Raw genomic sequence first — 13,032 nt, forward strand, 5'->3', positions numbered from 1 at the left:
GTACACGAGGAGGGCGAGATGTCTGCGACGGAAGCCAACGGGCCGGTTCCGGACGGGCGCGGCGGCTCCGCGGTGATCGTCGTCGGGGTGGATGGTTCGGCTGACGCGAGCAGAGCGGTGCAGTGGGCCGCCGACGATGCCTTCCGGCGGCGGTTGCCGCTGCGGATCGTGCACGTCGTGGAACGCGGGCCGTACGACATTCCCCGGTTCGCCGCCCCCAAGCAGCCGGACGCGATGATCGTGAATGGGCGGAAAGTGCTGCTGGAGGCCGAGCGCACGGCACGGGCGCGTCAGCCGTCGGTCGAGGTGGACACCGGGCTGATCGAGGGTTCCCCGGTCGGGGTCTTACGCGAGCAGGCAGATGAGGCCATCGAGATCGTGCTGGGCAGCAGGGGTCTGGGCGGTTTCGCCGAGGCTCTGGTGGGGTCGGTGAGCGTGCACGTGGCCGGGCACGCCCACGGCCCGGTGGTCGTGGTCCGTCCCACGGGCGAGGAGGTGCGCCGCGAGGTCGTCGTCGGGGTCGACGACTCCCCGCAGTGCGAACCTGCGCTGGCCTACGCCTTCGAGCAGGCCCGGTTACGGGGGGGTGAGCTGCGCGCCGTCCACGCCTGGCAGTTGCCGGTGCACGCCTTCGCGCCGGAGATCTTCTACGACATCGACGAGATCAGCCGCGCGCAGCACCAGATGGTCAACGACAGGCTCGCCGCCTGGCGGGGGAGGTTTTCGGAGGTGACGGTGGTGGAGGACGTCTACAGCGCGCACCCCGTCGATGCTCTCGGCGACGCCTCGACCAGGGCCGACCTGGTCGTCGTGGGGTCGCGGGGCATGGGCGCCATCGGTTCGGCGCTGCTGGGTTCGGTCAGCCGTGGGGTGTTGCACCACGCCCACTGCCCGGTCGCCGTGGTCCGGCCGTGACCTCTTTCCGGGCCGGCGGCCGGTCACGCAGAGCAGACCGTAAGTCCTGCGCATCGGGGACTTTCGCCGCTGCCGCCTCCGGCGCCGCTCGGGGATCCTCGTATCGAGGAGGTCGGTCATGAAGGTCAAGGATGTCAGGGGGGCCAGGGCGGTCGCGGTGCGGCCGCAGGCGTCGTTCGCCGAGATCGTCGATGCCATGCGCCGCTTCAAGATCGGCGCGGTCACCGTCATCGACGCCGACGACCGCCCCGTCGGTGTGGTCTCGGAGGATGACCTGCTGCTCAAGGAGATCGGTTCCCGTGCGCGCCTGGGCGGCGTCTTCGGTGGCCGCAGGAGGCGCGAGGAACGCAGGAAGGTCACGGCCACCACGGCCGGGGAGGTCATGACCACCTCCGTGATCACTGTCACGGAGGACACCTCCGTCCGGGACGCGGCGCGGCTGATGCACCGCAACCGGATCAAGCAACTGCCCGTGATCGACGCCGGCACCGGGCGTCTGATCGGCACCGTCCGCCAGAACGACCTGCTCAAGGTCTTCATCCGGCCCGCGGAGGAGATCGGCCAGGAGGTCGGTGAGCTCTGCGAGCGGCTCCACCTCGACCGGCGGGAGCTGGCGGTCGGCATCGAGGCGGGGGTGGTCACGCTGACGGGTCAGGTCGGTTTCCGGTCGCAGAGCGCGCAGCTCGTCGCAGCGGTCCGCCGGCTCGAAGGTGTCGTCGACGTCGAGGACGGCGTGGCCTACCGCTGCGACGACCTGGCCCGGGTCCCGCCCCTTTACCTGTGATGGAGGTGGAATGATGAGCACGCGCACCGCCGAGGAGATCACCTCGGCGTTCCACAGGGCGGTTCAGGCCGCCGTGTGGGCGCCGTCGGTGCACAACACCCAGCCCTGGTCCTTCACCCTCGACGGCCCGGAGCTCGCCCTGCGGGCCGACAGCGGCAGGAAGCTGCGGCTGGGCGACACCATGGGCCGTGAAATGCTGATCAGCTGTGGTGCCGCCCTGATGAACGTGCGGCTCGCGCTGCGGGTGCTCGGCTGCCAGCCGCAGGTGCGGGTGCTGCCCGACCCCGACCGTCCCGCTCTGCTGGCGACGGTCCGGATGGGAGAGGCCGTCGCCGCCGATGAGCACACCCGGCTGCTGCACGCCGAGATCGAACGCCGCCGTACCCACCGCGCCGGATTCACCGAGCTGCCGGTGGCCGACCCTCTCCTGGAGGCGTTCGTCTCCCAGGCGAGCGCGGAGGGGGCGCGGCTGACGCCGGTGCGGTCCGAGGCCGCCGTCCGGGTGATCGCCGGCCTCACCGGCGCCGCCCAGGACGTGCAGTCTCAGGACCGGATGTTCACCCTGGAGATGATCCGCTGGGCCCAGCCGCCGGGAAGCTCCCGCCGGGAGGGGGTACCGGCGCAGGGCTATCCCCGCCAGCCCGGGCGGACCAGCCCGTACTTCGCCCAGCGTGACTACGCCCACGGTCATCCCTGGGGGAGTGACACCGACCAGTCCGGTTCCACCTCGACCGGGACGGTGGCGGTGTTGACCACGCCGGGAGACTCCCGCCAGGACTGGCTCGTGGCCGGCCAGGCGCTGCAACGTGTCCTGCTGCACGCCTCCGCCTACGACGTGAGCGCGGCCTTCCACACCCAGGCGCTGGAGATGTTTCACCTGCGGGAGTTTCTGAGGCAGGAACTGCTGTCGGGCGAATACCCCCAGATGATCATGCGTCTGGGCTTCAGCGTCGACGAGGGCGAGGGGATCCGGCGTCCGGTCACCGAGGTGAAGCAGGAGCGCCGGACGGCCTGACCCCCCGGGGGGAGCGGGCGGTGTGGTCGCGGGTGCCGGTTGCGCCTGTGCTCACCCGCCGCGGTGGTCAGCCTTTGAGCTGGAGGCGGCGCTGGAGCAGGCGGCCCACGGGCGGCAGGGCGGCCAGGCGCAGTGGCAGGTCGCGCAGCCACAGCCGCAGTGGGTCGGCGGGGGCGTACAGGCCTTTCACGCGGCGGCCGAGCTTCTGTTTCCTTTCGACCTCGGGCCGCAGCTGTGCCTCCCAGGCGGCCAGCGCCGCGGGGACGTCGTCGGGGTGGCGTTGGAGCAGGCCTGCGAGCAGGTCGGCTCCGCCGACGGCGAGGGAGGAGCCGTAGCCGGCGAACAAGGTCACGCACCAGGCGGCGTCGCCCAGCAGGACCACGCGCCCGCGGCTCCAGCGGTCGACGACCATCTGGCTGATGGAGTCGTAGTAGACCGACTCGGCCGAACGGAGCTGGGCGAGTGCCTCCGGGGCGGCCCACCCCATCTGGCCGTAGACCCGTGGCAGCGCCTTGTGGGGGCCCTCGGCCAGATCCCGGCTGACGTCGTCGGTGCGGTAGCCGAAGAAGGCGCCCGCGCGGCCCTGGCCCAAACTGATGATCGCCAGGGTGCGGCCGGTGACGGTCAGCGTCGCGGTGCTGCCTTCGGCCACCGTTTCGGGCAGCTGGTCCATCATGAACACGCCGACCATGTGGTCCAGGTCGATCCGGAAGTCCTCTTCGGGGCCGAAGGCCAGGGCCCGGGTGGCCGAGTGCAGGCCGTCGGCGCCGATCAGCAGGTCGGCTGTTTCGGCGGTGCCGTCGCTGAGGGTGACGTGGACGTCCAGTCCGTCCTGTGCGACAGCCTTGACGGTGGTGGCGAAGCGGATCTCCACCTGCTCGTGGACCGCCTCGTACAGTACGTCTTCGATGTCGCCGCGCAGCACGTTGAGTGCGCGCTCGCCGAGCATGGCCCGTACCGTGGCGCCGGGGACGGAGAAGCGGGTCTTGCCGTTGGGCTTGATGTAGGTCATCTCGTCGGGCGTGATGTGCCGCCGGGTGAGCGCGGGCAGGAGGCCCATGCGTTCGGCCGCGTCGTAGCCGATGCCGGAGAAGGTGAGGGCGTAGCCACCGGAGCGGCGGGCCGGTGCTCGCTCGATCACGAGCGGGTCCCAGCCCGTCTGGCGCAGCCGCAGGGCGGCGGTCAGGCCGGCGATACCGGCGCCGATGATGACGGCTCGCTTGGCGCGGCTGGTCACGTCAGGTCATTCCTTCTGTGGGGTGAGGCCTGCGACGACGAGGTCGATCAACAGGTCGAGGATCTTGGGGTAGAGGGCGGGGTCGCCCAGCCGTTCGGCGTACATCGGCATCAGCAGCACGCACTGCAGCACACCGATGATCACGGCGGGGTCGGCGGGGATCAGCTCGCCGCCGGCCTGCTGGCCGGTGAGGAAATCGGTCAGTGCGGTGACCGGGTTGTCGGCCATGGAGGTGACCCGTGCGGGGTCGAGTTTGCGCGCCACCGCGGCCATCTCTTCGGGATGGGTCATGAGGCGGCGCCACAGGGGATTGGTGGAGATCTCCTCGATGGTGGCGTGCAGGAACCGGCGCAGTCCTTCACGGGGGGCCGGATCCGTCAGCAGTGCCTGGTCGATCACCTTGCGTTTGACTTCGGCGCTCTGGCGCAGCATCAGCTCCAGATACAGGGCCTCTTTGGAGTCGAAGAAGACGTAGAAACTGCTCTTGGCGATGCCCGCCGGGGCGGCCAGGTCCTCCAGTGAGGTTTTGCGCAGGCCCTGGCTGGTGAACAGCCGTTGTCCGGTTTCCAGCAGGAGCCGGGTGATGCGGGTCTTCTCTTCGGCGGTGAACGCTGGTGGCATGGAATCCACTTCCTTCCATATGAACACTTTGTTCATATGGTTTCACAGGGCCGTGACTCCGGCCTCCATCAAGGCCGGGCCCGGATGGGAGAGGTCGGCGGCCCGGTCCATGGGAGCCTCCGTGGACCGGGCGGGAGCATCCCGCCATGCATCCATAAAACCAGAAGTGCCAAATGTTTTCAAGCGGCATCCGGCCGGTTCTCGCGCAGGGCGACCTGAATCGGGACCTTCTGCCCTACCGCCGTCGGGTCTTTCCGGCCGACATTGAGGAGTGAGGTCGTGCCGCCCGTCACCCGAGGGGGTAACGCCCCGCCGGGGAGCGGTGGCGCGCAGAGCGTCCGGGGAGGTGGACGGAAGTGTTCGTTGACCGTCAGGATGCGGGCGTACGTCTGGCCGAGCGGCTGCGCGGGCTCGGCGGGACCGGGGACATGGTCGTCCTGGGGCTGCCCAGAGGCGGGGTGCCGGTGGCCTACGAGGTGGCCCGGGCCGTCGGCGCTCCGCTGGATGTGATCGTGGTCCGCAAGCTCGGGGTGCCGTTCCAGCCGGAGGTGGGGTTCGGCGCCATCGGGGAGGGCGGAGTACGCATCATCAACCGGGATGTGGTGCGGCTCGCCAATCTCACACAGGCGCAGATAGCCGAAGTGGAGGAGCGTGAGCGGGCTGAGCTCCTGCGGCGGGCGCGCCGTTTCCGCGGTGACCGCCCCCTGGTGGATCTGACGGGCCGTACGGTGATCGTGGTGGACGACGGGATCGCCACCGGCGGGACGGCACGTGCCGCCTGCCAGATCGCTCGGGCGCGTGGTGCCGCACGGGTGGTGCTGGCGGTTCCCGTGGGGGCGCCGGAGACGGTCGCGAGCCTGCGCAAGTTCGCCGATGAGGTGGTCTGCCTGCAGACCCCCGACGACTTCTTCGCGATCGGCGCCTGGTATGTCGATTTCGCTCAGACCACCGATGAGGAGGTCGTCGAGTTGCTCGCCCGGGCCGCACCCCCCGCCGGTGAGCGCGACGAGAACGCGACGCGCTCGGATCCGCCCGGTTGTGACGAGGAGGTCCTGGTGGAGGCCGGGCGGGTCCTGCTGCCCGGGCGGCTGGTCGTCCCGGAGCAGGCCAAAGGGGTGGTGGTGTTCGTGCACGGCAGCGGTAGCAGCCGGCACAGCCCGCGTAACCAGTACGTGGCCTCCGTGCTCAACCACGCCGGGCTGGGGACGTTGCTGTTCGACCTGCTCACTTCGGAGGAGGAGTCCGACCGAGACAACGTGTTCGACATCGCTCTGCTGGCCGAAAGGCTTGTCCAGGTGACTGGCTGGCTGGGCGACCGGCCTCAGGCGGCGGGTATCCCGGCCGGTTACTTCGGGGCCAGTACCGGAGCCGCGGCCGCGCTGTGGGCGGCGGCGGAACCGGGCAACCAGGTGGGCGCCGTCGTCTCCCGCGGCGGGCGGCCCGACCTGGCCGGCCCGCGGCTCGGCGCGGTGCGGGCGCCCACCCTGCTGATCGTGGGAGGCCACGACAGAGCGGTTCTCGATCTCAACAGGGCCGCACAGCAGCGGTTGCGCTGCGAGAGCCTGCTCCAGATCGTCCCCGGTGCGACCCATCTGTTCGAGGAGCGCGGAGCGCTGGAGAGCGTCGCGGCCCTCGCGCGTGACTGGTTCACCAGTCACCTACGTCCGCTGAGGAGCTGAGCGCCCTCCGCCGGGAAGGCGCACGCGACCTCCGTCGTCACCGGTCAGGAGGTCGCGGGCCTCGTGTTCCGGGGTTCGATGTGGGCGTCCGGCCCCGGGAAGACCATTGCCTCGTGTTTCTGGTCAAGCCAGTGGACCTCGTACGGCGGCGAGCCGTCAGCATGGTGCAACGCGGTTATGGTGCCGATACGGCGTGGTTCGCCCAGATGGGCGCTCTCAACGATCAGCCGGTCCCCCACCTCTGCCTTCATGGCGGCTCCCCTCCCTCTTCTTCCTTACCTGCTTTTCCTTCTCTCTTACTTCTCCAGCTTCCCCGCGGCACGCGCGTCGACAAAGTGTCAGATGTCCTCACAAGGTGCGACTTTCGTCCTGACGTTGGGGGACGAGCGGAGAACGCCGGGTGCGACGGCCGGAGATCTGCTCGGGCCGGATGATGATGAAGTGGTCCCGGTCGCCGGGCGCCCATGTCGTCAGCGGCAACCTCGACAGCCGGGCGATCTCCGCGAGATCGTACACGGCCCGCGCGTGCCCCACGGCGGTGACCGACCAGCAGGTGCGGGCCTGCAGGTCGAAGTCGTCGGCTTCGAAGGCCACCACCGCATCACGGGTGGCGGCGGCGAGTTTGGACCCCACGCCGGTGCGGATGACGATGTTCTCGCCGTCGAGGCAGAAGCCGACCGGCTGCACCGCGGGGAGGGCGCGGTCGGTGAAGACGATCCGCCCGATCGGTGTCGAGGACAGCAAGTCGATGCACTCCTCACGGGAGAGCATGTCCAGTCCGGCCGAGTCTGCTTTCATACCATCAAAGATCGCCGACCGCCCACCGTCACGATAAGGGCCGAAGGTCCCCTTATTCAGGGCGATCGGCCTTCAGCTGTGCTGCCAGAAGGGGGCAAATCGGTCTTTCTGGGTTATCCGGGGCGGTCGCCCGGCAGTACCTGCCGGTGATCACGGTCGCGGCCGTGCTTCGAACAGCCCGGTCACCCCGGCCATCGCACCGAGATGGATCCCCTCGGCGGTGGTACCCGCCTGGAGATCCCTCACATCGTTGTTCAGCGCCTCCACCAGGAAGGGATGCGAGGCGCCCGGGCGCAGGCGTGCCAGCACCCCGGCGTGGACGACCGCGCTCAGCGTGGAGCCGTGGCAGGTGCGGCCGAGGTAGTAGTCCACCGTCCGCACCGCCATCGCGGCGTTCCATCCGTAGCCCAGGCCGGTCAGGATCTCCCCGAGCCCCTCCTCACCCAGCAGGTGGAACAGCATGAGCACGTCGGCCTGCTTGGAGGCCTTGTAACGGTTCGGGGTGTCGCCCTCGGCTTCGAGGATGCGGTCCAGCCGCCGGATGTCGGTGTACCTGCGGCGGTAGGCGGCCCAGTCCAGCTCCTCCAGCGCCTGGTATCCCTCGAACTGGCTGATCACCCCCTCGTGGAAGTCCACCCGCATCCGCCGGGCCATCCGGGTGAAAAGGTCGATCTCCCGCCCGCTCACTCCCTCGGCGCCGATCAGGACGATCATGTCCAGGACCCGGCGCATCAGCCAGGCGGTCATGACGTTGGTGTAGGCGTTGTTGTCCAGGCCCGGCTCGGCACGGCAGGGGTAGCCGTCGTGATATTCGTCGGGGCCCATCACGCCGCGGATCGCATACCGTCCCTCCTGCTCGCAGGTCGCGATCGAGGCGAAGAACCGGGCCACCTCCAGCAGCAGCTCCCCGCCGAAACCCGCCAGGAACCCGGTGTCCCCGGTCGCCCGGTAGTGCTGCCACACGTTGAAGGCGATGGCCAGGCCCACATGGCGTTGCAGGTGGGAGCGGTCGGGCAGCCAGCGGCCGGAACGGGGGTTGAAATGCAGGCGCGGGGTCGCTTCCCGGCCGTCGCTGCCGCTCTGCCAGGGGAACATCGCCCCGGTGTGCCCGGCGGCGCGGGCGGCCCAGCGCGCCTCGGTCAGGCGACGCCACCGGTATCTCAGCAATGCCCGGGTGATCTCCGGAAAGCGCGGGGCCAGAAAAGGGAAGGCGAACAGGTCGTCCCAGAACACATGGCCCCGGTAGGCCTCACCGTGCAGCCCCCGGGCCGGCAGCCCGGCATCGAGCTCCGCGACGTGCGGGGAGACCGTCTGCAGCAGGTGGAAGACGTACATGTTGAGGATCTGCTGTACCCCGGCGTCCTCGGCGCGGACATGCCCCCGCTGCCACAGACGGTCCCAGGCCCGCACATGCCGCTGGAGAAGGGCGGGGAAACTGTCCGCGCGCACGACTGCGGTCCTCGCGGCGGCCTCGCTCTCGGAGATGGCCCGGTCCCGGGAGGTGTACAGGGCCACGACCTTCTCCACGGTGACCTCCTCGCCCGCCTTCACCTCGACGGCCCGGTCATCGCACACCCAGCCCTCCTCGGCGCCGCCACGGCACCGCCCGCCGGCCAGGGTGGTGCGCGCCGCCAGTGCGATCTCCAGGCGGGAGGTGGCGGTGCGCGTCAGCAGTTCGATCACGCCGTGGGCGGCGTGCCCGCGGATCGGGACAAGGTGGCGGCCGGCCAGCCCCCGGTAGCGGGCGACCCCCGAGTTGGTGACGCGCCCGTCGAGCGCCGAGCGGATCTCCAGCAGCCCGCTCCAGTTCTCCGCGACGATCGTCATGGTCAGGGCGGCCAGGTGCGGGTCGTCCATCGAGACCAGGCGGTGCTGTTCCATCCGGGTGATCCGGCCGTGGGAGTCGCGTATCCGCAGGAGCCGGGTGAGTACTCCCCGGCGCATGTCCAGCGTGTGACGGTAGGCCAGGATCTCGGCGCGGCCGAGGGTGAACCAGTCGCCACCGTCGGCGCGGAAGGTCAGGGGCAGCCAGTTCGGCGCGTTGACAAGGTCTTCGTTCTCCACCGGCTCGCCTGCGACCTGGGAGACGAGCCGGTCGTAGCAGCCGGCGACGTAGGTGCCGGGATAGTGCACCTCATCGGCGCGTGACTCCGGCGCGGCGCCCCGGGTGGCGAAGTAGCCGTTGCCGAGCGTCGTCAGCGCCTCCCTGAGGCCCTCCTGGGCGGGGTCGAAGCCGTCATAGGTGAGGAGCCAGGGATTCACGTCTTCTCCCGTGCAGTCGTAGGTGCGCCAGGTCGGTGACGACGAGGTCGGCGCCGGCGGCCCGCAGGGCCTCCCGCTGACCGTGCCGGTCGACGCCGATGACGAGCCTGAAGCGGCCCCTCCTGCCCGCCCGTACCCCCGCCAGGGAGTCCTCCACCACCACCGTCTCGCCCGGTGTCACGCCGAGCCGCCGGATCGCCTGCAGGAACAGCGCCGGATCGGGCTTTCCCGCCAGTCCCAGCCGGGCGATGTCCACGCCGTCGACCCGGACGTCGAACAGGCCGTCGGCCCCGGCCGCATGGAGCACCTCCGCGCAGTTGCGGCTCGCCGAGACGGCGGCCGTGCGCACCCCGCGGCGGCGCAGCTCGCGCACCAGCTCGGCGGTGGACGGGAAAGAGGCCACGCCGTGCTCATGGATCTCGGCCAGGAAGAAGGCGTCCTTGCGGGCGGTGATCTCGGCCACCGTGCCCGGGTCCGGGGTGATGCCGCGGGAGCCGAGGAAGTCCCTGACGCCGTCGGTGCGGGACTTGCCGTCGAGGTGACGCAGGTAGTCCTCGTCGGTGTCGAACGGCTGCAGCCGCTCGCCGGACCGCCCGGCCCGCTCACGCAGGAAGGCGTCGAAGACCCGTTTCCACGCGGCGGCGTGCGCCCTGGCCGTATCGGTGATGACCCCGTCGGTGTCGAAGATCATCGCCGCTGTCCGTTCGAGGTCCACGACTGCCGGGAGTTTCATGGGCGCCCCCTTCCACCTGCACGGTATGGCGCCGCTCGCGGCCGCCGTCAGGGCTGATCGGCCCTGGGAGTCAGGGACCTTCGTCGGTAGATCAGGGCTCACCTCCGGCAGAGGGTGAAGGCCGTCGTGCCCCGGGGGCGATCGCCCTTTCCCGGGTTTCCGGGCCATCCCAGGTGGTCTCGTGGGCCCGGCCGGCCGTCATGAGGAGTTCATGGCAGCCTGTCGGGACGAGCCGGCGGCGTCAGGGCTCCTGCTTCCCGGTATCGGCATGAGTCTGTCGCCCGGCGTCGTTCCGTTCATACAGTGACAGCTGCCTGGTGCCGAAGGACCAGTGGGCCGTTCGGCGGAATCGCCCGTCGTTCTGCAGCTCCACCGCGTTGCCGTAGCTCTTCGCCCCTTCCACCAGCCAGATACGCGACAGCCCGGTGGCCGCATGATGGAACCGATCAGCCGGCAGGTCGCCGAAGAACCGGTCGGCGTGCAGACTCCACGTGTCGAGCTGGGCGACGGAGTCGGGGTAGGGGAGCACCGACATCCAGTTACCGGCGGGAACGTAGAGCACGGCGTCGCCGGGTCGGGCTTCATCTCGCAGGGTGTGAGCGAGGTCGCGGAGGTTGTCAGGCCTGCTGAGCGGTTCCCGGACGGCCACCTGAGCCGGTCCCACAAGCCCGGCGAGCACGGCCAGCAAAGCCGCCGGGATCAGGTGCGTGCCGGCAGGTGTACGGCGGGCCGCCCAGATACCGATGCGAGCCATCCCCGCTCCGCCCGCCAGCGCCAGGGCCGCGACGCAGTGCAGCACATAGCGCGGATAGAAGATCGGCTGAATGACCAGGGAGACCGTGATCATGAGACCGCCCGGCACCACCAGCCACGGCAGGGCCACGGTCCTAAGCCTCGGCCGGATCGGCGCGCACACGCCCAGGACGGCGAGTGCCATGATCGTGAGGATCACCGCCGGGTTTCCCCCGAACACCAGCCATCCCAGATGCCTGACCGTGGCAGGACTGGGCCGGGGAATCCAGGAAACCAACCCGAACTGGGTCCGGGCCGCCAAGGCCAGTGGTGCTGTCAGCACACACGCGACGGTGACCGAGACGGTCCAGTGGGTCCAGGGGCCACGCGGCCGACGACAGAGCAGCATGACAGCATGGGCGGGCAGGATGAACAGGGCGTAGAGATGCAGCCATGCGGCGATCGTCAGCATGATCGTGTAAGCGGCCCAGGGCCGCAGGCGCAGCCGATCCCGGTCGTCTTCGATCACTACCACCAGGAGATAGGTGGCCCCGATCACCAGGGCGGTCACCAGCGCGTACTGGCGCGCCTCCTGGGCGTAACGGCTTACCACGGGGAGCAGCGCGTAGATCAGACCGGCGAACAGTCCCGTTGCCGGTGAGGCCGTGCGACGGCCAAGCGCCGCCAGCCCGGCCGTTGCCGCGGCGGTGGCGACCGCGGACGGCAGCCGCATCGCGATCTCACCTGTGCCCGCAAGCGAGGCGACAAAATGCAGCAGCACATAGTAGAGACCATGTACCAGGTCCATATGGCGTAAAACGGTGGGCAGGTCTGCCAGCGGGCGGCTGGCGATCGACACCGACACCCCTTCGTCGGCCCAGTAGGAGGGGGAGTCGATCCGCCACAGGCAAAGGATCATGGCGATCACGGCCGGAACCGCAATGGTCAAAACGGAAACGCCAGGCGTCCTTATCCTCATAACCCCCCCGAAACTCCAGGCGGACGTGGAGGTGGACACGGCCACCCGTCGCCTCTCGTATCCCGATGAGGCAACGCCACTCGCTGGGAAGGTCCGCCAAGATCACAAACTGCGTTTTCGGGACAATACAGATCCGAGACCTCCGAGGCCGCCTGTTTGGCCATTCCGGTGATGCATTTTCTTGCATTAACCGGGACCGTGAAGGAACAACTCGTCCGTCTACCGGAAGGTTCGCCGGCGCGCCGGCCCGGGACGGAGGTGCGGACGGCCGCGAGCAGGCGCCCGCACGGTGCGCGGCCCCACCGACGACGACCCGGACAAGGTCGGCTAGGGTGCGTGGTGAAAGTGGCTGTTGACGACCATCCGCTGCCCGCTTGACCAGCGCGGTCGCTTCCCGCAGGAGAACACGCACGTTGTCTGAGAAACGCGAACCCGCACAACCCGCCTCCGAAGAAGGCCGCCGCGGCCTACGGGCTGACTGCGAGAGCTGCTTCGCGCTGTGCTGTGTCGTGCCGGCCTTCTCCGCCTCGGCGGACTTCGCGATCAACAAAGACGCCGGACAGGCCTGTCCCAACCTGCGATCGGACTTCCGCTGCGGCATTCACACCCGCCTCAGGCAACAGGGCTTTCCAGGGTGCACCGTCTACGACTGCTTCGGCGCCGGGCAGAAGGTCTCCCAGATCACCTTCGGTGGACACGACTGGCGGCGGGCCCCGCGGACCGCGAAGCAGATGTTCGAGGTGTTCCCCATCATGCGGGACCTTCACGAACTGCTCTGGTATCTGACCGAAGCGCTGACACTGCAACCGGCCCGCCCGCTCCACGGTGAGCTCGGCCTCGCGCTGGAGGAGACCGAACGCCTCACTCACAACAGCCCCGATGCCCTCATGGCACTGGACGTGGAAGCACACCGGCGAGACGTCAACGCCCTGCTGCTGCGCACGAGCGAACTTGTGCGAGCCGGGGTCCGGCACAAGAAGAAGGACCGCAGAGGAGCCGACCTCATCGGGGCCAGACTCAAGGGCGCCGACCTCCGAGGCGCCAACTTGAGAGGGGCGTACCTCATTGGGGCCGACCTCCGAGGCGCCGACCTGAGGCTGGCCGACCTGATCGGGGCCGACCTCAGGGGCGCCGACCTCCGAGGGGCCGACCTTACCGAGAGCATCTTTCTCATTCAGTCCCAGCTGGATTCGGCCAAGGGCGATACCGAAACCATGGTGCCGTCGTCGCTCAGACCCCCAACGCATTGGTAGCCTCCGCGCACCCTGTCAACGATC

The 13,032-nt window shown here is 69.5% G+C and carries 12 protein-coding genes; 5 read left to right on the top strand and 7 right to left on the bottom strand.

The window, feature by feature from the left end:
- The first annotated feature begins 18 nt into the window (after positions 1-18).
- The 3 genes from ACIN94_RS21630 (at position 19) to ACIN94_RS21640 (ending at position 2,714) form a co-directional block, all read left to right on the top strand.
- Positions 19-915 (top strand): universal stress protein, encoded by an 897-nt coding sequence (locus ACIN94_RS21630; RefSeq protein WP_400708655.1) that lies wholly within the window; start codon positions 19-21, stop codon positions 913-915.
- A gap of 118 nt (positions 916-1,033) precedes the next feature.
- Positions 1,034-1,699 (top strand): CBS domain-containing protein, encoded by a 666-nt coding sequence (locus tag ACIN94_RS21635; RefSeq protein WP_400708657.1) that lies wholly within the window; start codon positions 1,034-1,036, stop codon positions 1,697-1,699.
- A gap of 13 nt (positions 1,700-1,712) precedes the next feature.
- On the top strand, positions 1,713-2,714 hold the full coding sequence (locus ACIN94_RS21640; protein WP_400708659.1) for an Acg family FMN-binding oxidoreductase: 1,002 nt from the start codon (positions 1,713-1,715) through the stop codon (positions 2,712-2,714).
- 67 nt (positions 2,715-2,781) lie between these two features.
- On the opposite strand, the gene ACIN94_RS21645 is transcribed toward ACIN94_RS21640, so the two are convergent.
- Positions 2,782-3,951: an FAD-dependent oxidoreductase gene (locus tag ACIN94_RS21645; RefSeq protein WP_400708661.1), complete on the bottom strand. Its 1,170-nt coding sequence runs from the start codon at positions 3,949-3,951 to the stop codon at positions 2,782-2,784.
- Positions 3,952-3,957: 6 nt separating this feature from the next.
- On the bottom strand, positions 3,958-4,572 hold the full coding sequence (locus ACIN94_RS21650) for a TetR/AcrR family transcriptional regulator (protein ID WP_400708663.1): 615 nt from the start codon (positions 4,570-4,572) through the stop codon (positions 3,958-3,960).
- Positions 4,573-4,928: 356 nt separating this feature from the next.
- On the opposite strand from ACIN94_RS21650, the gene ACIN94_RS21655 reads away from it, so the two are divergent.
- Complete coding sequence (locus ACIN94_RS21655) at positions 4,929-6,251, top strand: phosphoribosyltransferase family protein (RefSeq protein WP_400708665.1); 1,323 nt, start codon at positions 4,929-4,931, stop codon at positions 6,249-6,251.
- Positions 6,252-6,295: 44 nt separating this feature from the next.
- On the opposite strand, the gene ACIN94_RS21660 is transcribed toward ACIN94_RS21655, so the two are convergent.
- The 5 genes from ACIN94_RS21660 to ACIN94_RS21680 form a co-directional block, all read right to left on the bottom strand.
- Positions 6,296-6,502, bottom strand: a complete 207-nt coding sequence (locus tag ACIN94_RS21660; protein WP_400708667.1) for a DUF1918 domain-containing protein — start codon at positions 6,500-6,502, stop codon at positions 6,296-6,298.
- A 97-nt stretch (positions 6,503-6,599) separates the two neighbouring features.
- Entirely contained in the window at positions 6,600-7,049 is a 450-nt protein-coding gene (locus ACIN94_RS21665) for a pyridoxamine 5'-phosphate oxidase family protein (protein WP_400708669.1), read from the bottom strand.
- 150 nt (positions 7,050-7,199) lie between these two features.
- Positions 7,200-9,311, bottom strand: coding sequence for a glycoside hydrolase family 65 protein (locus ACIN94_RS21670; protein WP_400708671.1), 2,112 nt, complete (start codon positions 9,309-9,311; stop codon positions 7,200-7,202).
- On the bottom strand, positions 9,286-10,044 hold the full coding sequence (locus ACIN94_RS21675; RefSeq protein ID WP_400708673.1) for an HAD family hydrolase: 759 nt from the start codon (positions 10,042-10,044) through the stop codon (positions 9,286-9,288). Before ACIN94_RS21675 ends, ACIN94_RS21670 begins: the two co-directional genes overlap by 26 nt.
- A 241-nt stretch (positions 10,045-10,285) precedes the next feature.
- The gene (locus tag ACIN94_RS21680) at positions 10,286-11,695 is read right to left on the bottom strand and encodes a glycosyltransferase family 39 protein (RefSeq protein WP_400708830.1); all 1,410 of its coding nucleotides are present in this window, start codon (positions 11,693-11,695) and stop codon (positions 10,286-10,288) included.
- Positions 11,696-12,168: 473 nt separating this feature from the next.
- Between ACIN94_RS21680 and ACIN94_RS21685 the strand changes: the two genes are divergently transcribed.
- Entirely contained in the window at positions 12,169-13,008 is an 840-nt protein-coding gene (locus tag ACIN94_RS21685; protein WP_400708675.1) for a pentapeptide repeat-containing protein, read from the top strand.
- Positions 13,009-13,032: the final 24 nt, after the last annotated feature.

The sequence above is a fragment of the Streptosporangium sp. NPDC087985 genome, from assembly GCF_044741965.1.
Lineage (GTDB): Bacteria > Actinomycetota > Actinomycetes > Streptosporangiales > Streptosporangiaceae > Streptosporangium.